This is a genomic window from Streptococcus sp. Marseille-Q7156 (assembly GCF_965119495.1).
Map to the genome: position 1 here is coordinate 457858 of NZ_CBCPLU010000001.1, position 26996 is coordinate 484853.

The window sequence follows — 26996 nt, forward strand, 5'->3', positions numbered from 1 at the left end:
GGATATACTTTGAAATGATAAGCATAGGGAATCAATGATTGGATTTTTAATTAAAACTATCATCTATTTGTTTCTAAGACGTAAGTTTATAAATTTGATTTAAAATAATATAAATTTATATTCATGGTAGTTATTTGAAGAATATCTTAAAATTAAGGGTCGGATATCTATTGTTATGGATATTTATTTTTAATTATTATAAACAACTTGATTGCGCTTTCTTGAAAATTACTGAAAATTCGTGAAATTAGCCATATTTACACTATTTTGTTTGATTGAATATGTTAAAAGTGTTATAATCTAGCTGTAATAGCTGTAATAGCTGTAATAGCTGTAATAGCTGTAATAGCTGTAATAGCTGTAATAGCTGTAATAGCTGTAATAGCTGTAATAGCTGTAATAGCTGTAATAGCTGTGATGTCAAATATCCATCATAGTAGTTTTTATTGTTTTATTCCTAGTGGGAATATTGCTTTTAAATTTGATTTTGTGTTTTAACATCAGGAGGGACAATGGAAAATAAATCAAATTCACTCAATAGAATAAAGCGTCATCAACGTGAAAAGGTGTTGCGCTTTTCTATTCGTAAATATAGTTTCGGTGCCGCTTCAGTTGCTGTTGCAGCACTGATGTTTTTAGGTGCGCGCGTTGTTAGCGCAGATACCGTAAGCGGAAGCAATTCACAATCTACGGCGGGTGTAGTACAACCTAACGATAAGGGCAACTCGCCTGTGGGTATTAAGGAACCTACTGAAAATAAATCAGAAGTAGTCAATAGTTCTTTAGAAAATAAAGAAACTGCACTTGTTGAAAATAGTAGTAATACGGTTGATAAAAGTCAGTTAAGAACAGTAGTTGAAGAATTAAATTCTCTTCTTTCAACTAAATTAAATCTTGACGACTCAGTGCTTTCTTCTGTAAAAGAAAGAGTTCAGATAGCTCAGGCATTACTAGATAAAGCTGATGCAGTTCAAAAAGATATTAATGAACTAAAAGAACTTTTGTCTACTGATTTAGCTACTTTATCTAATGCGGTAAAAGAATCAAGTGAGGTTCGAGAAAGTAATACTGGAACTGAGGCTGAAAAACCAGCGAGCCAACCTTCTTCTGAAGTAAGAGCAAGCGAAGAGAATCAAACTGTATCAGCTAAAAAAGATTCTTTGAAAGTATCTGTTGATCAATTGAAAGTAGCAATTTCAGAAGTTCCTGAACATGATACTACGAAAGAAGTTCTTAAAAAAGCCAATGAACTATTAGGAGTGGCTCAAGGGGCCCTTGAAAATACAACAGTTTCTCTGAACGAAGTTGAAGAAATGACAAAACGTGTGAAGAGAATGTTTATTTCTGTTAAAAATGCTACAACACGTTTGACTTCAGGTTCTCATGATCCGCGTAATGGGAAAAGCATGGATCAAGGTACAGGTTTTAGAGCAAATGGTGAACTCGTGGAAGGTGCGTTAAGTAACGTAAAAGAGTATATATCACAGGATAAATATAATGGTGGTGGAACAACTACTGGTCAACGTGTCCGAACAATTGAGAAAACATTCATGACGGCAAAATATAGTACGGAGGGTAATAAGAAATATATTACTTATGAAGTTTACTTCCAAAATGATGGTCGAGCTTTGGATGGGAATACTGGAAATGCATTTTGGTTCTACCCACCTCGTGATCTTTTATATAATGTTGGTGGCAATTATCCAATAGGAGTTGTTTCTGAAGCTTATTATGAACTTTATGAAAAAAAGGCAGGAAGAACAGGGATACTTTCTCAGAATCCGGATGATTTTACTCAAGTGAAAGGAAGATATACGGTCTCTCTAGGCGCAGGGAAAACTCAGGATGACAGTTCACGAAGCTTATGGGGCGCCGCAGGTGGTCTTTTTCAGTTTGATGGTGGTCCTGCTGGAAGAAATTCTAGTCAGATACAATCAATGTTAAAAAATTTAAAAAATAATAAAGAATTAAATAGTATCATTAGATTAGGTAATAATCCAAATGGGAATCTTCCTAATGCCTCTTATTCTCATATATTAAACGTATCACCTAAACAAAATTATGCTTATAAATATCACGTTAAGATGCGTTTGAAAGATGATGTTACGGCTGACCAAGCCAAAACAGCGGGGACAATAGCTGTAACCACTAAAGCGGGATCTGCTATCGAGGCCTCTCAGGCATATGTATATGCTGCTACTGGAACAAGGTTGGTAAGTAAGCCAGCAACTCCAAGGATTCCAACAAACTTGACGGGTAAAGCTGGCACTAGAACTCAAATAGAGGTAGATGCAGAAGCAGGCGTATCAGTTGTTGTATATGACCATGGAGGTAAAGAGCTAGGTCGAGGTGAAGCGAACGCAAGTGGTAAAGCGTTTATCACTCCAAGCAAAGACATTCCGAGTGGGAATGTGACAGCCAAGGCTAGAGATAAAGCAGGAAATGTTTCTGACCCAAGTAATCCTCAAGTTGCAACTGCTCCAGTACCAAACCCAATTACAGTTAGTCCATTTACACATGGAGATACCAGTGTTACCTTAAGACCGAATGGTAAGACAGATATTGTTTATGCATCTATTCAAGGTAAAGCGATTAAGTTTGAAAAACAAGCTAATAATCAGTATAAACAAATAACTAATGACGCTAAAATAACCTTCACACCAAAAGGAGATGGCAGTATCACTATCACCTTGCCCGCAGGTAAGCAGTTTAAGGCCGGTGATCGGGTAGTGACACGTGCTGAGAATAGCGATATAACGTCGAATACAGGCACCCGTGCTTCCGGAGAAGTAGAAGGCTACGGTCAATTAAAACGAAGTGACAAAGTTCCTGTGAAAGATCCAAGCAATTTATCTCCGACTGATAAAGAACGTGTAAAAGCAGCCGTTTTAAAAGCTAATCCAGGTATTGAAGTTGCCGATCTAACAATTGCTCAAAATGGCGATGTGACCTATAATCATCGTGGTGAGGGTTCAGGTGGCAAGCGAGAAATGCGATTAAGAGATAATGTTAATCGAGATAATGTAGCTCCAGGTAAACCAACGATTGAAACACCATTATTAGGGAAAGCAGGAACAAGAACACCTATCACAGTTCAAACTGAAGCAAGGGCTAAGGTAGAGCTATTTGATTCGAAAAATCATAAGATTGGAGAAAAAGTAGCTGACAATCAAGGTAGAGTGACCATTGAGCCGACAGCAAATCTAGTAGCAGGAAATGTAACAGCAAAAGCAACAGATGAAGCAGGAAATATCTCACAACCAAGTGATGCTAAGGTTGCTACTTATCCGTTAGTAAAACAACCAATTATTAATATCAAACAAGGGGAAAGACTAACTCCTGAGGAAATTAAACAAACCGTTCTATTACAAAACGGAGCTGGAACAACTAACCTACCAAGTAATGTCCAAGTTACAGGTAACTTTGACACGTCTAGTGCTGGAGATAAGAAAACAACAGTTACTGTAACATTTCCAGATGCACCAGCACAACAAGTTGAGGTAACTTATAAAGTATTACCAACATTCCCGATAGCCAGTACGGTGTATGATTTCAAAGGTATGGACCATGGTAATAGTGAATCTGGCTATTATGTGAATACAGGAAACCTTCCAAGCGGAATGGTTTGGGTTGCTAAACGAAATGGTGAGCAGGAACAAAGCGCATCAAAATTAAGAGAGATGCTTAAGGCAGATCCAGTAGGCACAAAAACATATACATTTAGTGGTAAGTACAATCATGGAAGATTTACAAATAATCCTAATGATGCTCAAAAATTAGCACATACAGGAACATTTGAACATAAAGTGTTTGATGTAGAAGCAAATAGAACAAGAGTCACTGTTTCAAAAGGTGCTACTTTAACAGAACAAAATGCAAAAGATGCTGTAGCTAAGGTAGCTGGCTCAGAGGACTTACCGACTGGAACAACCTATGAATGGGTAAATGATCAAGGTAATAAACAAACACTGATAGCAAATACTCCAGGTGTACAGAACTATAGAGTAAAAGTAACATTACCTATGTCTCAAACAGGGCAAAATCAGCCTGATGCGACACAAAAACGACCTTATAAGATAATTGATGTTAAAGTCAATGTTAAGCCAGAAGCACCTACTTATAATACAACAATAAATCCAAAAGGTAGTATAGGAGTGCCAACTGTAGCTTCAACAGATAGAGAATTAACTGGTACAGGACGTCCAGGTGCTAAGATAAAAGTAACAGTACCAGGTGTAACAATTAATGAAGTTACAGTAGGTAATAACGGTAAGTGGACAGTAACACTTCCTAAAGGATTAAATAGTAATCAATTAAATCAAACTCAATTAGTGCCACGTGATCAAGTCACTGTTACTCAAATTGTAGATGGTATTGAAAGTGATGCAACGAATGTGGCTGTATCATTAGGTGAAACTACAATTCAACCATCTGAAGAGAGAGGAAATAGCCTATTTGCGGGAGCTAAAAATATAGTAGTAAAAGCCCCACACGATGCAGGTATGGTTTATGTATCTTATACAGATAAAGCAACAGGTAAGGCGCATGAGATAGGCCTAAAACGTGAAAATATTAATAGTCCATGGGTTTCTATTAAACCAACTCTTGGTGTAGTTACGAATACATCGAAAGATACATTTACGAATAACATCACTATTGAGATGAAAGAATCCATTGCAGAAGGAACTGCTAAGGCAATAGCTAATATTTCAGAAGGTAAGTATTCAAGTGCAGTTGATTGGAAAACAATTCAAGTTACAAACCAAGCCCCAACCGTTACATCTGCAGTTGCAGGAAATGAAAAAGTATTAGAATTTGGAGAAAATATAGATCTTAAGACTTTAGTTACAAAAGCTGACTATGAAGATGATAAAGATGCAACACGTGGTACTAAAGTACGAACAGAGATTGTATCAGTAAATGGACAAAATAATGTAAAAGATATCAATTCTAGAAAACCTGGTACGTATATTGTCAAATACAAAGCAATTGATAGTCAAGGTAAAGAATCAGGAGAAATACAATTAACGGTTAAAGTTAGGGAAGATAAACCAACACCACCAACAGCAACAGCACCAAGTGATGGAACAGTAACAGTGACACCAACAGGAGATGCTGATAAAGTAATTGTTAATTACACAGATGAGAAAAATGCTCAAAAAACAGTAACCGTAGTTAAGGCTAAGAATGGAACATGGTCATCATCAGATAAACCAGCAGGAGTAACTGTTGATCCAAGAACAGGAGCTTTATTAATTCCAGAAGACGGAGTTAGAGACAGAAGCCAAGTAACAGCGACGGCAACAAAAGGTGATAGTAGACCATCAGATCCAAAAATAGTTACAGCGCAACAAAGAGATTTTGTACCAGTAGTTCCAGATAAGACACCTGTTACAAAAGTAACAAACTTGACACCTGAAGAAAGAGAAAAAGTAAAAGCTAAAGTTCAAAATCGCAACCCTGGTAAAAACATTAGCATCTCGGAAGACGGTACTGCAACATTAACAGATCCGAAGACAAATATTAGTCATCAAATATCTGGAGATAAGTTGGTTGAATCAAACGATAAGATTAAACCAACAGTTGAAATTCCTTATGATAATCCAGCTAGACAAGAAATTTATGTTTATTCTGGAGAAACAAATAACATTACAATCAAAGTAAAAGATAACTCTGGAAAAATATCTAAATCATATCTTGTGTTTGCGGCTAATGATAGAAGAGGTTTAGGAGCAGAGGATAACAGTTACTTGGGTGGTGGAAGTAGCAACGGATTGTATCTAACAGCGACTAAAATACATTCAGATACACCAACTTCAGAAAACCAACCAGCAACAATTACAGTAAGTGGGAATCTTAATAATCAGCCATTTACAGGTGAAAAATCAATTACTCGTTATGTATTTGCTGAAGATCCAAGTGGAAATACAAACTATGATCACGTAGGTCGCACAGATGATACAGGAGCATTAGGACGCGTTAAATTTGTGTGGAAATCACAAACATCAAAATATGATGCGCAAGCCCCAGGAACACCGCTTCTATTGGACAATGCAGATGCGACTCAAATTGAAAATGCTGTAAAACAAGCTAATCCAACCTTTAGCGATAAAATTAAGTCTGTAACAGTTAATGGCAATAATGTGATTGTGACCTATAAAGACGATAGTACAGATCGATTAGACGCTTCTAAAGTTTTCAAAGTACGTGATTCTAATCCAACACCTCCAACAGCAACAGCACCAAGTGATGGAACAGTTACAGTAACGCCAACAGGGGATGCAGATAAAGTCACGGTTAATTACACTGATGAGAAAGAACAAAATAAAACTGTAACAGTAGTCAAAGATAAAAATGGAACATGGTCATCATCAGATAAGCCAGCAGGTGTAACAGTAGATTCAAGTACAGGGCAACTCCTTATTCCAGCTGAAGGTGTAAAAGATAAAAGTCAGGTAACAGCAACAGCTACGAAAGGTGACAGTCATCCATCAGAACCAACTACTGTGACGGCACAAGCAAAAGACTTCACACCAGTGAAACCAGATGAGAAGGTTGTTGTTCAAGATAAATCCCACTTAACTCCAGAAGAGAAAAAACAAGTGGAAGATAAGGTCAAAGCGAAGAACCCAGGTAAGACTGTCACTGTAGGTGAAGATGGAACCGCCACTGTCACCGATCCAAGCACTAAGATCAGTCATCCAATCGCAGGAAAAGACCTAGTGAACCAAGACTTCACCCCAGTGAAACCAGATGAGAAGGTTGTTGTTCAAGACAAATCCCACTTAACTCCAGAAGAGAAAAAACAAGTGGAAGATAAGGTCAAAGCGAAGAACCCAGGTAAGACTGTCACAGTAGGGGACGATGGAACCGCAACGGTTACCGATCCAAGCACTAAGATCAGTCATCCAATCGCAGGAAAAGACCTAGTTATCGAAGACTTCACCCCAGTGAAACCAGATGAGAAGGTTGTTGTTCAAGACAAATCCCACTTAACTCCAGAAGAGAAAAAACAAGTGGAAGATAAGGTCAAAGCGAAGAACCCAGGTAAGACTGTCACAGTAGGGGACGATGGAACCGCAACGGTTACCGATCCAAGCACTAAGATCAGTCATCCAATCGCAGGAAAAGACCTAGTTATCGAAGACTTCACCCCAGTGAAACCAGATGAGAAGGTTGTTGTTCAAGACAAATCCCACTTAACTCCAGAAGAGAAAAAACAAGTGGAAGATAAGGTCAAAGCGAAGAACCCAGGTAAGGATGTCACAGTAGGTGACGATGGAACCGCAACGGTTACAGATCCAAGCACTAAGATCAGTCATCCAATCGCAGGAAAAGACCTAGTTAACGAAGGCTTCACACCAGTGAAACCAGATGAGAAGGTTGTTGTTCAAGACAAATCCCACTTAACTCCAGAAGAGAAAAAACAAGTGGAAGATAAGGTCAAAGCGAAGAACCCAGGTAAGACTGTCACTGTAGGTGAAGATGGAACCGCCACTGTCACCGATCCAAGCACTAAGATCAGTCATCCAATCGCAGGAAAAGACCTAGTGAACCAAGACTTCACCCCAGTGAAACCAGATGAGAAGGTTGTTGTTCAAGACAAATCCCACTTAACTCCAGAAGAGAAAAAACAAGTGGAAGATAAGGTCAAAGCGAAGAACCCAGGTAAGACTGTCACTGTAGGTGAAGATGGAACCGCAACGGTTACCGATCCAAGCACTAAGATCAGTCATCCAATCGCAGGAAAAGACCTAGTGAACCAAGACTTCACCCCAGTGAAACCAGATGAGAAGGTTGTTGTTCAAGACAAATCCCACTTAACTCCAGAAGAGAAAAAGCAAGTGGAAGATAAGGTCAAAGCGAAGAACCCAGGTAAGACTGTCACTGTAGGTGAAGATGGAACCGCAACGGTTACCGATCCAAGCACTAAGATCAGTCATCCAATCGCAGGAAAAGACCTAGTTATCGAAGACTTCACCCCAGTGAAACCAGATGAGAAGGTTGTTGTTCAAGACAAATCCCACTTAACTCCAGAAGAGAAAAAACAAGTGGAAGATAAGGTCAAAGCGAAGAACCCAGGTAAGGATGTCACAGTAGGTGACGATGGAACCGCAACGGTTACAGATCCAAGCACTAAGATCAGTCATCCAATCGCAGGAAAAGACCTAGTTAACGAAGGCTTCACACCAGTGAAACCAGATGAGAAGGTTGTTGTTCAAGACAAATCCCACTTAACTCCAGAAGAGAAAAAACAAGTGGAAGATAAGGTCAAAGCGAAGAACCCAGGTAAGACTGTCACTGTAGGTGAAGATGGAACCGCAACGGTTACCGATCCAAGCACTAAGATCAGTCACCCAATCGAAGGAAAAGACCTAGTTATCGAAGACTTCACCCCAGTGAAACCAGATGAGAAGGTTGTTGTTCAAGACAAATCCCACTTAACTCCAGAAGAGAAAAAACAAGTGGAAGATAAGGTCAAAGCGAAGAACCCAGGTAAGACTGTCACTGTAGGTGAAGATGGAACCGCCACTGTCACCGATCCAAGCACTAAGATCAGTCATCCAATCGCAGGAAAAGACCTAGTGAACCAAGACTTCACCCCAGTGAAACCAGATGAGAAGGTTGTTGTTCAAGACAAATCCCACTTAACTCCAGAAGAGAAAAAACAAGTGGAAGATAAGGTCAAAGCGAAGAACCCAGGTAAGACTGTCACTGTAGGTGAAGATGGAACCGCAACGGTTACCGATCCAAGCACTAAGATCAGTCACCCAATCGAAGGAAAAGACCTAGTTATCGAAGACTTCACCCCAGTGAAACCAGATGAGAAGGTTGTTGTTCAAGACAAATCCCACTTAACTCCAGAAGAGAAAAAACAAGTGGAAGATAAGGTCAAAGCGAAGAACCCAGGTAAGACTGTCACAGTAGGTGAAGATGGAACCGCAACGGTTACAGATCCAAGCACTAAGATCAGTCATCCAATCGCAGGAAAAGACCTAGTTAACGAAGGCTTCACACCAGTGAAACCAGATGAGAAGGTTGTTGTTCAAGACAAATCCCACTTAACTCCAGAAGAGAAAAAACAAGTGGAAGATAAGGTCAAAGCGAAGAACCCAGGTAAGACTGTCACTGTAGGTGAAGATGGAACCGCCACTGTCACCGATCCAAGCACTAAGATCAGTCATCCAATCGCAGGAAAAGACCTAGTGAACCAAGACTTCACCCCAGTGAAACCAGATGAGAAGGTTGTTGTTCAAGACAAATCCCACTTAACTCCAGAAGAGAAAAAACAAGTGGAAGATAAGGTCAAAGCGAAGAACCCAGGTAAGACTGTCACAGTAGGTGAAGATGGAACCGCAACGGTTACCGATCCAAGCACTAAGATCAGTCATCCAATCGCAGGAAAAGACCTAGTGAACCAAGACTTCACCCCAGTGAAACCAGATGAGAAGGTTGTTGTTCAAGACAAATCCCACTTAACTCCAGAAGAGAAAAAGCAAGTGGAAGATAAGGTCAAAGCGAAGAACCCAGGTAAGACTGTCACTGTAGGTGAAGATGGAACCGCAACGGTTACCGATCCAAGCACTAAGATCAGTCATCCAATCGCAGGAAAAGACCTAGTTATCGAAGACTTCACCCCAGTGAAACCAGATGAGAAGGTTGTTGTTCAAGACAAATCCCACTTAACTCCAGAAGAGAAAAAACAAGTGGAAGATAAGGTCAAAGCGAAGAACCCAGGTAAGACTGTCACTGTAGGTGAAGATGGAACCGCAACGGTTACCGATCCAAGCACTAAGATCAGTCACCCAATCGAAGGAAAAGACCTAGTTATCGAAGACTTCACCCCAGTGAAACCAGATGAGAAGGTTGTTGTTCAAGACAAATCCCACTTAACTCCAGAAGAGAAAAAACAAGTGGAAGATAAGGTCAAAGCGAAGAACCCAGGTAAGACTGTCACAGTAGGTGAAGATGGAACCGCAACGGTTACAGATCCAAGCACTAAGATCAGTCATCCAATCGCAGGAAAAGACCTAGTTAACGAAGGCTTCACACCAGTGAAACCAGATGAGAAGGTTGTTGTTCAAGACAAATCCCACTTAACTCCAGAAGAGAAAAAACAAGTGGAAGATAAGGTCAAAGCGAAGAACCCAGGTAAGACTGTCACTGTAGGTGAAGATGGAACCGCAACGGTTACCGATCCAAGCACTAAGATCAGTCACCCAATCGAAGGAAAAGACCTAGTTATCGAAGACTTCACCCCAGTGAAACCAGATGAGAAGGTTGTTGTTCAAGACAAATCCCACTTAACTCCAGAAGAGAAAAAACAAGTGGAAGATAAGGTCAAAGCGAAGAACCCAGGTAAGACTGTCACAGTAGGTGAAGATGGAACCGCAACGGTTACAGATCCAAGCACTAAGATCAGTCATCCAATCGCAGGAAAAGACCTAGTTAACGAAGGCTTCACACCAGTGAAACCAGATGAGAAGGTTGTTGTTCAAGACAAATCCCACTTAACTCCAGAAGAGAAAAAACAAGTGGAAGATAAGGTCAAAGCGAAGAACCCAGGTAAGACTGTCACTGTAGGTGAAGATGGAACCGCCACTGTCACCGATCCAAGCACTAAGATCAGTCATCCAATCGCAGGAAAAGACCTAGTGAACCAAGACTTCACCCCAGTGAAACCAGATGAGAAGGTTGTTGTTCAAGACAAATCCCACTTAACTCCAGAAGAGAAAAAACAAGTGGAAGATAAGGTCAAAGCGAAGAACCCAGGTAAGACTGTCACAGTAGGTGAAGATGGAACCGCAACGGTTACCGATCCAAGCACTAAGATCAGTCATCCAATCGCAGGAAAAGACCTAGTGAACCAAGACTTCACCCCAGTGAAACCAGATGAGAAGGTTGTTGTTCAAGACAAATCCCACTTAACTCCAGAAGAGAAAAAGCAAGTGGAAGATAAGGTCAAAGCGAAGAACCCAGGTAAGACTGTCACTGTAGGTGAAGATGGAACCGCAACGGTTACCGATCCAAGCACTAAGATCAGTCATCCAATCGCAGGAAAAGACCTAGTTATCGAAGACTTCACCCCAGTGAAACCAGATGAGAAGGTTGTTGTTCAAGACAAATCCCACTTAACTCCAGAAGAGAAAAAACAAGTGGAAGATAAGGTCAAAGCGAAGAACCCAGGTAAGACTGTCACTGTAGGTGAAGATGGAACCGCAACGGTTACCGATCCAAGCACTAAGATCAGTCACCCAATCGAAGGAAAAGACCTAGTTATCGAAGACTTCACCCCAGTGAAACCAGATGAGAAGGTTGTTGTTCAAGACAAATCCCACTTAACTCCAGAAGAGAAAAAACAAGTGGAAGATAAGGTCAAAGCGAAGAACCCAGGTAAGACTGTCACAGTAGGTGAAGATGGAACCGCAACGGTTACAGATCCAAGCACTAAGATCAGTCATCCAATCGCAGGAAAAGACCTAGTTAACGAAGGCTTCACACCAGTGAAACCAGATGAGAAGGTTGTTGTTCAAGACAAATCCCACTTAACTCCAGAAGAGAAAAAACAAGTGGAAGATAAGGTCAAAGCGAAGAACCCAGGTAAGACTGTCACTGTAGGTGAAGATGGAACCGCCACTGTCACCGATCCAAGCACTAAGATCAGTCATCCAATCGCAGGAAAAGACCTAGTGAACCAAGACTTCACCCCAGTGAAACCAGATGAGAAGGTTGTTGTTCAAGACAAATCCCACTTAACTCCAGAAGAGAAAAAACAAGTGGAAGATAAGGTCAAAGCGAAGAACCCAGGTAAGACTGTCACAGTAGGTGAAGATGGAACCGCAACGGTTACCGATCCAAGCACTAAGATCAGTCATCCAATCGCAGGAAAAGACCTAGTGAACCAAGACTTCACCCCAGTGAAACCAGATGAGAAGGTTGTTGTTCAAGACAAATCCCACTTAACTCCAGAAGAGAAAAAGCAAGTGGAAGATAAGGTCAAAGCGAAGAACCCAGGTAAGACTGTCACTGTAGGTGAAGATGGAACCGCAACGGTTACCGATCCAAGCACTAAGATCAGTCATCCAATCGCAGGAAAAGACCTAGTTATCGAAGACTTCACCCCAGTGAAACCAGATGAGAAGGTTGTTGTTCAAGACAAATCCCACTTAACTCCAGAAGAGAAAAAACAAGTGGAAGATAAGGTCAAAGCGAAGAACCCAGGTAAGGATGTCACAGTAGGTGACGATGGAACCGCAACGGTTACAGATCCAAGCACTAAGATCAGTCATCCAATCGCAGGAAAAGACCTAGTTAACGAAGGCTTCACACCAGTGAAACCAGATGAGAAGGTTGTTGTTCAAGACAAATCCCACTTAACTCCAGAAGAGAAAAAACAAGTGGAAGATAAGGTCAAAGCGAAGAACCCAGGTAAGACTGTCACTGTAGGCGACGATGGAACCGCAACGGTTACAGATCTAGAAATAGGAATTTCTCACGATATAGTCGGAGAAGAAATGACACTCATAGCACCGCCAACAGTTGAATTACCAGAATTCAAGGGTGGAGTGAACGGTGAATTACCAGATCCAATCACTTTACCAGAATTAACTATTGAGGTTCGCTGGATTGATGAAGATGGAAATGTATTGAAACCATCCGTTAAGACAGGTAATGAAAAGGATGTGGAACATGGATCAATTCCTGGATATGAATTTGTACGAACTGTGATTGATGAAAATGAACCAGTAATTACCCACATTTTCAGAAAAGTAAGTGGAAGTACAAATCCAAATACAATTCCAGTAACTCCGGTTACACCTGATACTAATAGAGGTTCTGGTCAAGATGCACCAGCACCAACAACTCCAGTTCCAGATGCAGTTACTCCGAATGCAGATCAGGTAGATACTAAGACTACTGTTGATAATGGAGCTAAGTCAAATGGTTCTCAAAATGTATTGCCAAATACAGGAACAGAATCAAATGCTGCTCTTGCATCTCTAGGACTTCTTGGACTATTGAGTGGATTTGGACTTGTAGCTCGCAAGAAAAACGAAGACTAAAAATTTAGTCAGATGAACATTCATTCTTTTGTGTTCTAACAACGAACTAGATTGATTCTGATAGTTGTTTTATCCATAAAATACAAAGAATGATTAGATAAAGAAAGCGAACAATGCTAGGATTTTGTTAAACGGAATTCTCAGTATTGTTCGCTTTTGTGGTATAATAAGTACTATGCAGAAAAAACCAACGTCAGCCTATGTACACATCCCGTTTTGTACTCAAATTTGTTATTATTGTGACTTTTCAAAGGTCTTTATAAAAAATCAGCCGGTAGATAGTTATTTGGAACATCTGTTAGAAGAGTTTCAATCTTATGATATTCAAAAGTTGTCAACCCTCTACATCGGTGGTGGCACACCGACAGCTTTGTCAGCTCCGCAACTGGAGGTGTTATTGGATGGCTTGACTAAAAACTTGGACTTGTCTGCCTTAGAGGAGTTGACCATTGAGGCCAATCCAGGCGACTTGGACGCGGATAAGATTGCTGTTTTGAAGAACTCAGCTGTCAATCGTGTTTCGCTAGGCGTGCAGACCTTTGATGACAAGATGCTGAAAAAGATTGGGCGCAGTCATTTGGAGAAGGATATTTATGAAAATATCGACCGTCTGAAACTGGCTGGTTTTGACAATATCTCCATTGATTTGATTTATGCGCTACCTGGTCAGACCATGGAGCAGGTCAAGGAAAATGTTGCTAAGGCCATTGGACTTGATATTCCCCATATGAGTTTGTATAGCTTGATTTTGGAAAATCATACGGTCTTTATGAACCGTATGCGACGAGGGAAATTGCCTCTGCCTAAGGAGGAACTGGAAGCTGAGATGTTTGAGTACATCATCGAAGAGCTGGAGCGAGCTGGTTTTGAACATTATGAAATTTCCAATTTCTCCAAACCCAGTTTTGAAAGTCGTCACAATATCATGTACTGGGACAATGCCGAATACTATGGTATTGGTGCTGGGGCATCTGGCTATGTCAATGGTATTCGCTATAAAAACCATGGTCCCATTCGTCATTATCTCAGTGCAGTTGAGGAAGGCAATGCTCGCATCACAGAAGAGCACCTGAGTCAAAAAGAGCAAATGGAAGAAGAAATGTTCTTGGGACTCCGCAAGAAATCAGGGGTTTCCATGGTGCGATTTGAGGAAAAATTTGGACGGTCTTTCGATGGACTTTATGGAGAAATTGTCAAGGACTTGGTACAACAAGGTCTCATGCAAATAGAGGGTGATCGCGTGCGCATGACAAAAAGAGGTCTCTTTTTAGGAGACACCGTAGCAGAACGATTTATTTTGGAGTAGGATGATGGGCTTAACTTATCAAATGAAAATGAAAATTCCTTTTGATATGGCTGATATGAACGGTCATATCAAGCTTCCAGATGTGATTTTGTTGTCTCTGCAAGTTTCAGGGATGCAGTCCATTGAACTGGGAGTTAGTGATAAGGCCATTTTGGAAAACTATAATCTGGTCTGGATTATCACAGATTATGATATTGAGGTGGCTCGTTTGCCTCGTTTTGCAGAAGAAATCACTATCGAAACGGAAGCTCTGAGCTACAATAGGCTCTTTTGCTACCGTCGCTTTACCATTTATGATGAAGCAGGTCAGGACCTTATACACATGATGGCGACCTTTGTTCTCATGGACCGAGACAGTCGAAAAGTCCATGCTGTCGAACCTGAGATTGTGGCTCCTTACCAGTCTGATTTTGATAAAAAGCTTATCCGTGGGCCAAAGTATGCAAATCTAGAAGAGCCAGTCAGAAAGGATTACCATGTTCGTTTTTACGACTTGGATATGAATGGCCATGTCAATAACGGAACCATTTATAAGGGGAAAGACCGAATCCCGGCAGGAGAAGCTTTTGTCCATGAATTACAAAAGCGGGATATTCCCTATCTCTTTGTGACCAACAATACAACCCGCACTCCAGAGAGTGTTCAGGAGATGTTGGCTCAGAATTTTAATATTGATACGCCTCTATCGACTGTCTACACAGCTACTTTGGCGACTATCGACTATATGAACGACTTGGGGCTTGAAAAGACGGTCTATGTCATCGGAGAATCAGGCCTCAAGGAAGCCATCAAGGCGGCTGGTTATGTGGAAGACAAGGATAATCCAGCCTATGTGGTAGTGGGCCTGGATTGGCAAGTTGACTATGAAAAATTTGCGACAGCAACTCTTGCGATTCAAAAGGGTGCTCACTTTATCGGAACCAACCCTGACCTCAACATCCCGACAGAACGCGGTCTTTTGCCTGGTGCTGGTTCACTGATTACGCTGCTTGAAGTGGCAACACGAGTGAAGCCTGTTTATATTGGGAAACCAAATGCCATCATTATGGACAAGGCGGTTGAGCACTTAGGCTTGGAACGTGAAGAGTTGATTATGGTTGGGGACAACTATCTGACAGATATCCGAGCAGGGATTGACAATGGCATTCCAACGCTCTTGGTGACGACAGGTTTTACCAAGACAGAAGAAGTAGCAGACCTACCAATCGCACCGACTCATGTGGTTTCTAGTCTTGCGGAGTGGGATTTTGATGAAAACTAAACTGACCTTTTGGAGCTCTATGCTCTTTCTCCTCTCCCTCTCAATCCTTCTGACCATTTATCTGGCTTGGATTTTCTATCCGCTGGAGATTCCGTGGCTGAACTTAATGGATAGGGTCTATTTAAAACCAGAAACCATTCAATACAACTTTCATATCTTGATGAATTATCTGACCAATCCATTTAGTCAGGTCTTGCAGATGCCTGATTTTCGTTCGTCAGCAGCAGGTCTGCACCATTTTGCAGTGGTCAAGAACCTCTTTCACCTGGTTCAGCTAGTAGCTCTAGTGGCACTGCCAAGTTTCTATTTCTTTGTCAAAGGGATTGTGAAAAAGGGCTTTTTGTCTCTTTATCGTAAAAGTCTCCTGGCTCTAGTAGTCTTGCCTGTGCTGATTGGTCTTGGGGGAGTGTTGATTGGTTTTGATCAATTCTTTACCCTTTTCCATCAAATTCTCTTTGTGGGAGATGATACCTGGCTTTTTGACCCAGCCAAGGATCCAGTGATTCTGATTTTGCCAGAGACCTTTTTCCTTCATGCCTTCCTCCTCTTTTTTGCCCTCTATGAAAGCTTCTTTGGCTATTTTTATATAAAAAGTCGTAGGAAGTGAACCGAAAGATGTTCTCAATTTGTATATATAAAATTGTATATGATTTGAAACCATCGTTAAGAGTGAATTAACTAAATCAGAAATGTATTAATCGTTCGCAAACAGTCTATTTTTCTTGAAAAAATAGGCTTTTTTTCTAAAAATCTCTAGTCAAGCGCTTTATTTTTTTGTATAATAGAGGTAGCAAAGTATAGATAAAAAGAGAAAAGCATGATTACACTATTCCTATCACCGAGCTGTACTTCATGTCGTAAGGCAAAGGCCTGGTTAGAAAAACATAAGGTGCCCTTTGAGGAGCACAATATTATGACCAGTCCTTTAACAAGAAAAGAATTGCAACACATTCTTTCCTTGACCGAAAATGGTACTGATGACATCATTTCAACTCGTTCAAAAATTTTTCAAAAATTAGATATTGATGTAGAAAGTATTTCAGTATCGGAATTGCTTCATTTGATTGAGCAGTATCCTAGTCTTTTGCGTCGTCCCATTATTATTGATGCCAAACGTATGCAGATCGGTTTTAATGAAGATGAGATTCGTGCTTTTCTCCCTCGTAGTTACCGTAAGCAAGAACTAAAAGAAGCAAGAATGAGAGCTGGTATTAGTTAATGAACAAACAGTATAGTTACCCACTAGATTTGTCGTGGAGCACTGAAGAACTTGCTTCAGTGCTTTCTTTTTTTAATGATGTTGAAGCTGCCTATGAAGGCAAGGTAGAGGCTAAAAAGTTACTGGACTCCTATAAGGGATTCAAGGCGGTTGTGCCAAGCAAGAGTGAAGAGAAACGTTTGGGACGAGAATTTGAAACAGTTAGTGGCTATTCGCTTTACCGAGCAGTTCAGGCTGCCAAGGAAAAAGGGGAAGGAAAGATTTCTCTTGGAAAGTAAATTTGAATTTGCCAAAGAGCTAATTAAGAAAGCAGGCCAGTACATCCTTGACCATATGCAGGAAGACTTGTGCGTTGAGACCAAGTCCTCTCCAACAGATTTGGTGACCAGACTGGACAAGGAAGTTCAGGAGCTATTGGTTGGTGAGATTTTGTCTCGTTATCCTGAGGATAAGATTTGTGCTGAAGAAGGTTGTCTGCGAGCCTCGGTTCAAGAGGGCAGGGTTTGGGTCATTGATCCCATTGATGGGACCAATAACTTTGTCGCCCAGCGGGAAGATTTTGCTGTTATGATGGCTTATTTTGAAAATGGTCAGGGACAGTTTGGCCTGATCTATGATGTGGTCAAGGGGGATTGTTATCACGGTGGTGGATCCTTTCCAGTTTGTCGAAACGATAGGCCTCTAGCTCCCTTTAAAGCAAAACCACTTGGAGATTTTCTCATTGCAGGGAATAGTGGTATGTTGGAAACCAATGAATGGGGGCTGGCTGATTTGAGTCGGGCTGTACTCGGTGTTCGTGTCTATGGGAGTGCGGCCATTAGTTTTGCCAAGATTTTGTCAGGGCGTTTGTTGACCTATATCACCTATCTGCAACCATGGGATTATGCTGTCGCTAGTATTTTAGGGGAAAGTCTGGGCTATCGGATTGTGACCCTATCTGGTGAAGCTCCTGATTTTCAAACCAGACAGCCAGTCATGATGGTGCCCCTTGAGATGCAGGAGGAAATTCAGTCCTATATTTACGAAAGGAAAAGAACTTAAATGCAATTTCCAGAAGGATTTGTTGAAAAATATGAAGAGATACTAGGAGATGAGGCAAGAGATTTTCTTGCCTCTTTTGAGGAGGAAGCGATTTCGGCTTTTCGGGTCAATCCTTTAAAAGAAGCGCCAGTTTCCTTTCCTGATGCTATTCCTAAAACCCCTTGGGGCCACTATGGGAAGGTTTCAGGGAAATCGCCTGAGCATGCTACAGGTTTGGTCTATTCGCAAGAACCTGCTGCCCAAATGGTGGCTCAGGTTGCCCAGCCCAGTCCTGGAATGAAGGTCTTGGACTTGGCCGCTGCACCGGGTGGCAAATCAACTCAATTAGCAGCCTATCTAGCAGGTGAAGGTATCCTGGTTTCTAATGAAATTTCAAGCAAACGGGCTAAGATTTTAGTCGAAAACATGGAGCGCTTTGGAGCGACAAATGTCGTAGTGACTAATGAATCTGCTGACCGCTTGGCTAAGGTCTTTAAAGGCTATTTTGACCTCATTGTCCTAGATGCTCCTTGCTCTGGTGAAGGGATGTTTCGTAAGCAGCCAGATGCTATGGACTATTGGAGCTTAGATTATCCGAGTCAATGTGCTAGTTTGCAAAGAGAAATTCTGGAAGATGCAGTGACCATGCTAGCAAAAGGTGGTCGTCTGGTTTATTCGACCTGTACCTGGGCACCTGAGGAAAACGAAGAGATTGTCAATTGGTTGTTGGATGAGTATGATTTTGACTTGTTGCCAGTTGAGCATATCAATGGAATGGTAGCTGGAATTGACTTGCCAGAAACGGCTCGGATGTATCCTCATCATTTTAAGGGAGAGGGGCAGTTTGTAGCCCATCTACAGTTTAAGGGTGAAAATTCAGCCCCTAAATTTAAGGCAAGCAAGAGCAATCTCAGCCGTGAGCAGGTTGCCTTGTGGCAGGAATTTGCCCAAAAACATCTAAAAATCAATCTACTGGGTACCTTACAGACGTTTGGTGACCAGCTTTATCTCTTGCCGGAACTTTTGCCAGATTTAGGGAAGCTCAAGATTGCTCGGAATGGCCTGCATCTGGGTACCTTTAAGAAGAAACGCTTTGAACCCAGTTTCGCTCTTGGCCTAGCCTTGAAACCAAGTCAGGTCAAGCAGTCGGTTGAAATTGACCAAGAAGCGTTTGTGAAGTATGTGGCTGGAGAAACCGTTCAGCTGCCGGAAAGTCTGCCAAATGGTTGGTACCAAGTTTTGGTTCAAGGCAATGGTTTGGGCTTTGCTAAGGTGACTGGAAATGTTTTGAAAAATTATTTTCCAAAAGGCCTCAGATTCAAGTGAAAATGCTAGTCAAAGTAGCTTGTCTATGTTATAGTGGAAGTATGGATTTTTTTCAAATTGTCTTTCATTTTAAGTCAAAATTTGTGGAGAAGGCAACTAAGCAAATTTCTAGTAAAACCAAGCTAGCAACTTCAGTTGGTTCCCAATTTTGAAAAGGAAAAACATAAATAAATAGTTGAAAAAATTCACAGCATTCACCATTATTTTCAAGGAGAAAAACAGTGAAAAAAAGGAAAAAATTCGCTCTATCCCTTGCGGCTCTTTTGCTGGCAGGTTCTTTGGCGGGATGTGCTAGCTGGATTGATCGTGGAGAATCCATGACAGCTGTTGGCTCAACAGCTCTTCAGCCCTTGGTCGAAGCAGCAGCAGATGAATTTGGCTCTTTGCATGTTGGAAAAACAGTCAACGTCCAAGGTGGAGGATCTGGTACAGGTTTGTCTCAAGTTCAATCTGGAGCCGTTGATGTAGGAAATTCAGACGTATTTGCCGAGGAAAAAGACGGTATCAATGCATCCGCTCTAGTGGACCACAAGGTTGCAGTAGCAGGCTTGGCGGTGATTGTAAACAAGGAAGTTGATGTTGAAAATCTGACAACTGAACAACTCCGTAGCATCTTCACAGGCCAAGTAACTAACTGGAAAGAGGTTGGGGGCAAAGATTTAGCCATCTCTATTATCAACCGTGCAGCAAGTTCTGGTTCGCGTGCAACCTTTGATAGTGTTGTTATGGATGGCCAATCTGCCATTCAGAGTCAAGAACAGGATTCAAATGGGATGGTCAAAAACATTGTTTCCCAGACACCAGGAGCCATTTCTTACCTAGCTTTTGCCTATGTGGATGACTCAGTTAAACGCATGAAGTTGAACGGCTATGAGCCGATTGCAGAGAATGTTACAACCAATAACTGGCCTTTGTGGTCTTATGAACACATGTACACCCTAGGTCAACCAAATGAATTGGTGGCAGAGTTTCTCAACTTTGTCCTCTCAGATGAAGCGCAAAGCGGAATCGTTAAGGGAATGGGCTATATTTCTGTCAAGGAAATGAAGGTTGAAAAAGATGCTGTAGGAACGGTAACAGCGCTAGAAGGGAGTCACTAATGAATCAAGAAGAATTAGCTAAAAAATTACTTTCTCCCTCAAAGAACTCTCGTCTAGAGAAACTAGGAAAAGGCTTGACCTTTGCCTGTCTGTCTTTGATTGTCATCATTGTGGCTATGATTTTGATTTTCGTAGCCCAAAAAGGCTTGTCGACCTTCTTTGTCAATGGAGTCAATATATTTGATTTCCTCTTTGGACAAACTTGGAATCCTTCAGGTAAACAATTTGGTGCCCTTCCTATGATTCTGGGTTCCTTTATTGTCACAATCCTATCAGCTCTTATCGCAACTCCTTTTGCCATTGGTGCGGCAGTTTTTATGACTGAAGTCTCACCAAAAGGTGCGAGAATCTTGCAACCAGCTATTGAATTGCTGGTCGGGATTCCTTCAGTCGTCTATGGATTTATCGGTTTGCAGGTCGTAGTTCCCTTTGTCCGCAGTGTTTTTGGTGGAACTGGTTTTGGGATCTTGTCAGGGATTTTCGTTCTCTTTGTCATGATTTTACCGACGGTAACCTTTATGACAACCGATAGCTTGCGTGCGGTGCCTCGTCACTACCGCGAAGCTAGTTTGGCTATGGGAGCCACTCGTTGGCAAACCATCTGGCGCGTGACCTTGAAGGCGGCGCGTTCAGGGATTTTTACCGCAGTGGTCTTTGGGATGGCACGTGCCTTTGGTGAGGCCTTGGCTATTCAGATGGTGGTCGGAAACTCAGCCGTAGTCCCAACTTCATTGACAACACCTGCTGCGACCTTGACCTCTGTTTTGACCATGGGTATCGGAAATACCGTTATGGGAACCGTTGACAATAACGTTCTCTGGTCACTAGCCTTAGTCTTGCTTTTGATGAGTTTGGCCTTCAACAGTGTGATTAAATTGATTACGAAAGAAAGAGGAAAGAAAAACTATGCACGCTAAGAAATTAGATAAAATTGCAACAGCTGTCCTCTACTCAATTGCAGGTATTATCGTTGCCATCTTGGCATCCTTGATTCTTTATATCTTGGTTCGTGGTTTGCCCCACATCTCTTGGTCTTTCTTGACTGGCAAATCATCTTCTTACCAAGCAGGTGGAGGGATTGGAATTCAGCTCTATAATTCCTTCTTCCTTCTGGTTATTACCTTGATTATCTCTGTTCCCTTATCTATGGGGGCTGGGATTTTCCTAGCTGAATATGCTAAAAAAGGTCCTGTGACCAATTTTGTCAGAACCTGTATTGAAATCTTGTCTTCACTACCATCAGTGGTTGTAGGTCTCTTTGGTTACTTGATCTTTGTAGTTCAGTTTGAGTATGGATTTTCAATCATTTCAGGTGCCTTGGCCTTGACGGTCTTTAACTTACCTCAGATGACTCGTAATGTTGAAGACAGCTTGAAACACGTTCACCATACGCAACGTGAGGCCGGCTTGGCCCTTGGAATTTCTCGTTGGGAGACTGTGGTCCATGTGGTCATTCCAGAAGCCCTACCAGGTATTGTAACGGGGGTTGTCTTGGCCTCTGGTCGTATCTTTGGTGAGGCGGCTGCTTTGATCTATACAGCAGGACAATCCGCTCCAGCCCTTGACTGGTCTAACTGGAATATTCTCAGTGTTACCAGTCCAATTTCCATCTTCCGTCAAGCTGAAACCTTGGCTGTCCACATCTGGAAAGTCAATAGTGAAGGTACTATTCCAGATGGAACTATCGTATCAGCAGGTTCTGCGGCCGTGCTACTCATCTTTATTCTCATCTTTAACTTTGGAGCTCGCAAACTCGGAAGCTATTTACATAAGAAATTAACCGCTGCCTAAAGGAGAAGCCATGTCAAAATATAATTGGGATGAAAAGCATATCATCACCTTTCCTGAAGAGAAAGTGGCCCTCTCTACCAAGGATTTACATGTTTACTACGGTAAAAAAGAATCCATCAAGGGCATCGATATGCAATTTGAAAAAAATAAAATCACGGCCTTAATTGGCCCTTCTGGTTCAGGGAAATCAACCTACCTCCGCAGTCTCAACCGTATGAATGATACCATTGATATTGCCAAGGTAACAGGTCAAATCCTCTACCAAGGGATTGACGTCAACCGTCCAGAAATCAATGTCTATGAGATGCGTAAGCACATTGGAATGGTCTTCCAACGACCAAATCCCTTTGCCAAGTCTATCTACCGCAACATCACTTTTGCCCATGAACGTGCAGGTGTTAAGGACAAGCAAGTCTTGGATGAAATTGTGGAAACTTCTCTCCGTCAAGCTGCCCTTTGGGATCAGGTCAAAGACGATTTGCACAAGTCGGCCTTGACCCTATCAGGTGGTCAGCAGCAACGCCTCTGTATCGCTCGTGCTATCTCTGTTAAACCAGATATTCTCTTGATGGATGAGCCGGCGTCAGCTTTGGATCCGATTGCGACTGCTCAACTTGAAGAAACCATGCTGGAATTGAAGAAGGACTTTACCATCATCATCGTGACCCACAGTATGCAGCAGGCTGCGCGTGCTAGTGATTACACAGGATTTTTCTACTTGGGTGACTTGATTGAGTACGATAAGACCTCTAATATTTTCCAAAATGCAAAATTACAGTCAACCAATGACTACGTAACAGGACACTTTGGATAGAAAGGAAACAGTATGACAGAAGCGATTTTACAGGTATCAGACCTGTCCGTTTACTACAATCAAAAGAAGGCCTTGAATAGTGTTTCCCTATCTTTCCAACCTAAGGAAATCACAGCCTTGATCGGTCCATCTGGATCAGGGAAATCAACCCTCCTCAAGGCTATCAACCGCATGGGGGATCTCAATCCAGAGGTAACCACAACTGGCTCAGTGGTTTACAACGGCCACAACATCTACAGCCCACGTACAGATACAGTTGAATTGCGTAAGGAAATCGGTATGGTTTTCCAACAACCGAACCCTTTCCCTATGTCTATCTACGAAAACGTTGTTTACGGGCTTCGTATCAATGGAGTGAAGGATAAGCAGGTTCTGGATGAAGCGGTAGAAAAAGCCTTGCAACGAGCTTCTATCTGGGATGAGGTCAAGGATCGCCTGCATGATTCAGCTATCGGGCTTTCAGGTGGACAACAGCAACGTGTCTGTGTTGCCCGTGTCTTGGCAACCAGTCCTAAAATCATTCTCTTGGATGAACCGACTTCAGCCTTGGACCCTATCTCTGCTGGTAAGATTGAGGAAACTTTGTATGGTCTAAAAGATAAATACACCATGCTCTTGGTTACGCGTTCCATGCAACAAGCCTCTCGTATCTCTGACAAGACAGGATTTTTCCTAGATGGAGATTTGATCGAGTTTAACGATACCAAGAAGATGTTCCTCAACCCACAACACAAGGAAACAGAAGATTATATTTCAGGAAAATTTGGATAAGGAGATAAATGATGTTACGTTCTCAATTTGAGGAAGATTTAGAGAAATTGCACAACCAGTTCTATGCTATGGGACAAGAAGTGCTATCCCAAATCAATCGGACAGTGCGTGCCTTTGTGACGCATGACCGTGATTTGGCCAAGGAAGTCATCGAAGACGATGCAGAAGTAAACGAATACGAAGTGAAATTGGAGAAGAAATCATTTGAAATGATTGCCCTCCAACAACCCGTTTCTCAGGACTTGCGTACTGTTTTGACAGTATTGAAGGCTGTATCTGACTTGGAACGTATGGGTGACCATGCCGTTTCCATTGCCAAAGCGACAATTCGTATGAAGGGTGAGCAACGCATCCCAGCTGTTGAAGAAGAAATCAAGAGAATGGGGCGCGATGTCAAGAATTTCGTTGAAGCAGCCCTTGAACTCTATCTGAATGGTTCAGTAGACCAGGCCTATGAAGTAGCAACTATGGACGAAAAAATCAACCATTACTTTGATAGCATTCGTGACTTGGCTACAGAAGAAATCAAGAAAAATCCAGATGCCATCGTTACAGGTCGTGATTACTTCCAAGTGATTGCCTTCTTGGAACGTATTGGAGACTATGCCAAAAATATCTGTGAATGGGTTGTTTACTTTGAAACAGGTAAGATTGTCGAACTATAAAACAGGTTCATCCTGTATAAAAAGGAGCTTGAAATCAACTGATAGCTCCTTTTCTTGAATGAAAAAAATATTTTTAAGATAAAAATTCAAAAAATACTTGACAAGTAACTTGAATAGCGTTATAATTATACAAAATTAACAGAGAGGTTGTTTATTTATGAAATCAAAAAAATGGATATTTATTTTATGTAGTTTTCTTGCAAGTTTCTTCTTAGTAGCTTGCCAGTCAGGTTCGAATGGTTCTCAGTCAGCTGTTGAAGCCATTAAGCAAAAGGGGAAATTAGTTGTGGCGACTAGTCCTGACTATGCACCTTTTGAATTCCAATCCTTAGTTGACGGGAAAAATCAGGTAGTCGGTGCGGATATTGACATGGCTCAGGCTATAGCTGATGAACTTGGGGTGAAGTTGGAAATTTCAAGCATGAGTTTTGACAATGTTTTGACCAGCCTTCAAACTGGTAAGGCTGACCTAGCTGTCGCAGGAATTAGTGCTACTGACGAGAGAAAAGAAGTCTTTGATTTTTCAATCCCTTACTATGAAAACAAGATTAGTTTCTTGGTTCGTAAGGCTGATGTAGAAAAATACAAGGATTTAACTAGCTTAGAAAGTGCTAATATTGCAGCCCAAAAAGGGACTGTTCCAGAAGCTATGGTCAAGGAACAATTGCCAAAAGCTCAGCTGATTTCCCTAACCAATATGGGGGAAGCAGTCAATGAATTGCAGGCTGGAAAAGTAGATGCTGTTCATATGGATGAGCCTGTTGCCCTTAGCTATGCTGCTAAAAATGCAGACCTAGATGTCGCAACTGTCAGCTTGAAGATGAAGGACGGCGAAGCCAGTGCAGTTGCCCTTAGAAAAAATAGTGCTGATCTGAAAGAAGTGGTGGACAAGGTCATCCAAAAACTCAAGGATGACGGTACCTACCAAAGCTATCTTGAAAAAGCGGCAACCTTAACAGAAGTTGAAGAATAATACTCAATGAAAATCAAAGAGCAAACTAGGAAGCTAGCCGCAGGTTGCTCAAAGCACTGCTTTGAGGTTGTAGATAAGACTGACGAAGTCAGTTACATATATCTACGGTAAGGCGACGCTGACGTGGTTTGAAGAGATTTTCGAAGAGTATAAGAAAAAAGCAGAGTTGGAAGTCAGTCCAATTCTGCTTTTAAATAGTCTAAAACATTTTCCAGATTATCTAAGGACACCTTGGCAAATTGATAAGGACAGGTGCTTAAATAGGCCTCTTCAAAGAAGTCCAAGCCCAGTTGACTGTGTTTGAGACTGGCGATTTTAGGATACTGTCTGAGGTCTAGCAATAAACCATCGTGTAGGGGAAAGTGAGGGAGGTGACAAGGAGTGTTAGCTAGTCTTTCCTCGAGTTGTTTTTGGTAAGTTTCCTGATTGGCCAAGCGAGCTAGCCGATTTTTCTCAAACAGTTGACTGTCAATATAGAGTGACAGGGCCTTTTGCATGATGAGGTTGCTGTCGTAGTCAAGGATATTTTTGTAGGCCACAAATGCTTCTTTGATAGCATTTGGCAGAATGAGTGCCGTAATCCGCAGGGCTGGAAAGAGGCTGGTTGAGAAGGACTTGATGTAAATGACACGCTCCTCTGTATCCAGATAGTGGAAGGTCTGGCCCTTCTTGGAGTCCAAATCCCCCAGATAATCGTCTTCGACGATATAAACACCATACTTAGCTGCTAAGTCAAGAATGGCTCGTTTGTCCTGCTCAGAATAGGAATGCCCCAGAGGATAGTGAAAACGAGGAATGGTGTAGAAAAACTTAATTTTTCCTGTTTTGAAGTGACCTTCCAGCTCCTCCAAGTCAATCCCATCAATGCCTCGTTCAATCGTTTGATAGTCTAAGCTCTGAGCAATCAAGAGGCGATTCATCCGATGGTAGGTCGGCTGTTCCACCAAGATTTCCTTGGCTTGACTAGGAAAGGATATTTGAGAGAGAATAAACAAGGCTTGTTGGGTCCCAGAAGTCAATACCAACTGGTCTGCCTTGCAGTAGAGAGCTTGGTCAAATAGAAGTTTATGAATGGATTGTCTTAGGTCTTCTAAACCTTCTTGGTTGTCATAGTAGTTAAAGAGGTAGTTTTCTCGGCCAATCAAGGTTTCATTGACACAGAGTCGGAAATCGTCATAGGCACTGGCATGTTCGTCAGTGACTTCGATTTCTAGATCCTGGTGTTGCCCTTGTTCTAGGACATAGTAGCCACTCTGGGGCTTGGCATAGAGGTATTGTTCGTGCCGTAATTCCAGCAGGGCTCGTTGGACAGTGTCCTTGCTACAGTGAAAGTCAAGGCTCAGTTGACGGATAGAAGGCAGGCGACTTCCCGTCGAAAAGCGTCCAGACTCTATACCTTTTTTTAGATAGGAAACAACCTCTTGGTACTTGCTTTGTTTCTTCATTCCAGACCTCCCTTGATTTTATTACATTGTACCTTTTTTTTTTTTTCTTGGCAATGTCTAGGGTGTTTCTCTCGTTCACATATAAAGCTAAATGTGGTATACTCCCATCTTTAATACTTTTTTGAAATCAAAGAGCAACCAAATGCAGATGTGACAGTTTTTCGGAACCTTTTTCTCTTTAAAACAAAATGTGTATTTTTTATCTGGGGTTGATTTGTTTTAAAAAGTTTTCATGCTAATT

16 protein-coding genes and 1 pseudogene are annotated in these 26996 nt (G+C 41.7%); 16 read left to right on the forward strand and 1 reads right to left on the reverse strand.

The window, feature by feature from the left end:
* Positions 1 to 512 precede the first annotated feature (512 nt).
* The 16 genes and pseudogenes from ACWPV5_RS02300 to ACWPV5_RS02375 all read left to right on the forward strand — a co-directional run bounded on the left by ACWPV5_RS02300 (position 513) and on the right by ACWPV5_RS02375 (position 25310).
* Positions 513 to 13064 (forward strand): Ig-like domain-containing protein, encoded by a 12552-nt coding sequence (locus tag ACWPV5_RS02300; protein ID WP_454382103.1) that lies wholly within the window; start codon positions 513 to 515, stop codon positions 13062 to 13064.
* Positions 13065 to 13239: 175 nt separating this feature from the next.
* Complete coding sequence (gene hemW / locus ACWPV5_RS02305) at positions 13240 to 14370, forward strand: radical SAM family heme chaperone HemW (protein ID WP_454382104.1); 1131 nt, start codon at positions 13240 to 13242, stop codon at positions 14368 to 14370.
* A 4-nt stretch (positions 14371 to 14374) separates the two neighbouring features.
* Positions 14375 to 14884 (forward strand): annotated as a pseudogene (locus tag ACWPV5_RS02310) (acyl-ACP thioesterase domain-containing protein); the annotation flags it as partial.
* Complete coding sequence (locus ACWPV5_RS02315; RefSeq protein ID WP_454383429.1) at positions 14870 to 15631, forward strand: TIGR01457 family HAD-type hydrolase; 762 nt, start codon at positions 14870 to 14872, stop codon at positions 15629 to 15631. The pseudogene ACWPV5_RS02310 and the gene ACWPV5_RS02315, both read left to right, overlap by 15 nt.
* Positions 15621 to 16238 carry a TIGR01906 family membrane protein gene (locus ACWPV5_RS02320; protein WP_261064227.1) on the forward strand — a complete coding sequence of 206 codons (618 nt, stop codon included), beginning with the start codon at positions 15621 to 15623 and terminating at the stop codon, positions 16236 to 16238. Before ACWPV5_RS02315 ends, ACWPV5_RS02320 begins: the two co-directional genes overlap by 11 nt.
* A 210-nt stretch (positions 16239 to 16448) precedes the next feature.
* On the forward strand, positions 16449 to 16850 hold the full coding sequence (locus ACWPV5_RS02325; RefSeq protein ID WP_000631254.1) for a Spx/MgsR family RNA polymerase-binding regulatory protein: 402 nt from the start codon (positions 16449 to 16451) through the stop codon (positions 16848 to 16850).
* A complete protein-coding gene (locus ACWPV5_RS02330; protein WP_001041974.1) occupies positions 16850 to 17128 on the forward strand; it encodes a UPF0223 family protein in 279 nt (92 codons plus the stop codon). Before ACWPV5_RS02325 ends, ACWPV5_RS02330 begins: the two co-directional genes overlap by 1 nt.
* Positions 17118 to 17891, forward strand: a complete 774-nt coding sequence (locus tag ACWPV5_RS02335; protein WP_454382105.1) for an inositol monophosphatase family protein — start codon at positions 17118 to 17120, stop codon at positions 17889 to 17891. The genes ACWPV5_RS02330 and ACWPV5_RS02335 overlap by 11 nt, the downstream gene beginning before the upstream one ends.
* Entirely contained in the window at positions 17892 to 19196 is a 1305-nt protein-coding gene (locus ACWPV5_RS02340; RefSeq protein WP_454382106.1) for an RsmF rRNA methyltransferase first C-terminal domain-containing protein, read from the forward strand.
* A gap of 221 nt (positions 19197 to 19417) precedes the next feature.
* Positions 19418 to 20296, forward strand: coding sequence for a phosphate ABC transporter substrate-binding protein PstS (locus ACWPV5_RS02345; RefSeq protein ID WP_454382107.1), 879 nt, complete (start codon positions 19418 to 19420; stop codon positions 20294 to 20296).
* Entirely contained in the window at positions 20296 to 21213 is a 918-nt protein-coding gene (gene pstC / locus ACWPV5_RS02350) for a phosphate ABC transporter permease subunit PstC (RefSeq protein WP_001070903.1), read from the forward strand. The genes ACWPV5_RS02345 and pstC overlap by 1 nt, the downstream gene beginning before the upstream one ends.
* The gene (gene pstA / locus ACWPV5_RS02355; RefSeq protein ID WP_000543046.1) at positions 21203 to 22087 is read left to right on the forward strand and encodes a phosphate ABC transporter permease PstA; all 885 of its coding nucleotides are present in this window, start codon (positions 21203 to 21205) and stop codon (positions 22085 to 22087) included. The genes pstC and pstA overlap by 11 nt, the downstream gene beginning before the upstream one ends.
* A 10-nt stretch (positions 22088 to 22097) precedes the next feature.
* On the forward strand, positions 22098 to 22901 hold the full coding sequence (gene pstB, locus ACWPV5_RS02360; protein ID WP_020900241.1) for a phosphate ABC transporter ATP-binding protein PstB: 804 nt from the start codon (positions 22098 to 22100) through the stop codon (positions 22899 to 22901).
* Between the two features lie 12 nt (positions 22902 to 22913).
* A complete protein-coding gene (gene pstB, locus ACWPV5_RS02365) occupies positions 22914 to 23672 on the forward strand; it encodes a phosphate ABC transporter ATP-binding protein PstB (protein WP_000133484.1) in 759 nt (252 codons plus the stop codon).
* Positions 23673 to 23683: 11 nt separating this feature from the next.
* Positions 23684 to 24337: a phosphate signaling complex protein PhoU gene (gene phoU / locus ACWPV5_RS02370; RefSeq protein ID WP_176139548.1), complete on the forward strand. Its 654-nt coding sequence runs from the start codon at positions 23684 to 23686 to the stop codon at positions 24335 to 24337.
* A gap of 157 nt (positions 24338 to 24494) precedes the next feature.
* Positions 24495 to 25310 carry an ABC transporter substrate-binding protein gene (locus ACWPV5_RS02375; RefSeq protein WP_219966511.1) on the forward strand — a complete coding sequence of 272 codons (816 nt, stop codon included), beginning with the start codon at positions 24495 to 24497 and terminating at the stop codon, positions 25308 to 25310.
* A gap of 173 nt (positions 25311 to 25483) precedes the next feature.
* Here the strand turns inward: ACWPV5_RS02375 and ACWPV5_RS02380 are convergent, their stop codons facing one another.
* Positions 25484 to 26755 carry an aminotransferase-like domain-containing protein gene (locus ACWPV5_RS02380; protein ID WP_219966512.1) on the reverse strand — a complete coding sequence of 424 codons (1272 nt, stop codon included), beginning with the start codon at positions 26753 to 26755 and terminating at the stop codon, positions 25484 to 25486.
* Between the last annotated feature and the right edge of the window lie 241 nt (positions 26756 to 26996).

Bases quoted from the DNA above. Each gene is read 5' to 3' on its own strand.
- ACWPV5_RS02300 (WP_454382103.1), top strand. From the start codon at position 513: ATGGAAAATAAATCAAATTCACTCAATAGAATAAAGCGTCATCAACGT.
- pstB (WP_020900241.1), top strand. From the start codon at position 22,098: ATGTCAAAATATAATTGGGATGAAAAGCATATCATCACCTTTCCTGAA.
- pstC (WP_001070903.1), top strand. From the start codon at position 20,296: ATGAATCAAGAAGAATTAGCTAAAAAATTACTTTCTCCCTCAAAGAAC.
- ACWPV5_RS02380 (WP_219966512.1), bottom strand. From the start codon at position 26,755: ATGAAGAAACAAAGCAAGTACCAAGAGGTTGTTTCCTATCTAAAAAAA.
- ACWPV5_RS02315 (WP_454383429.1), top strand. From the start codon at position 14,870: ATGAATGGCCATGTCAATAACGGAACCATTTATAAGGGGAAAGACCGA.
- ACWPV5_RS02340 (WP_454382106.1), top strand. From the start codon at position 17,892: ATGCAATTTCCAGAAGGATTTGTTGAAAAATATGAAGAGATACTAGGA.
- ACWPV5_RS02375 (WP_219966511.1), top strand. From the start codon at position 24,495: ATGAAATCAAAAAAATGGATATTTATTTTATGTAGTTTTCTTGCAAGT.
- pstB (WP_000133484.1), top strand. From the start codon at position 22,914: ATGACAGAAGCGATTTTACAGGTATCAGACCTGTCCGTTTACTACAAT.
- ACWPV5_RS02320 (WP_261064227.1), top strand. From the start codon at position 15,621: ATGAAAACTAAACTGACCTTTTGGAGCTCTATGCTCTTTCTCCTCTCC.
- phoU (WP_176139548.1), top strand. From the start codon at position 23,684: ATGTTACGTTCTCAATTTGAGGAAGATTTAGAGAAATTGCACAACCAG.
- ACWPV5_RS02330 (WP_001041974.1), top strand. From the start codon at position 16,850: ATGAACAAACAGTATAGTTACCCACTAGATTTGTCGTGGAGCACTGAA.
- hemW (WP_454382104.1), top strand. From the start codon at position 13,240: ATGCAGAAAAAACCAACGTCAGCCTATGTACACATCCCGTTTTGTACT.
- pstA (WP_000543046.1), top strand. From the start codon at position 21,203: ATGCACGCTAAGAAATTAGATAAAATTGCAACAGCTGTCCTCTACTCA.
- ACWPV5_RS02325 (WP_000631254.1), top strand. From the start codon at position 16,449: ATGATTACACTATTCCTATCACCGAGCTGTACTTCATGTCGTAAGGCA.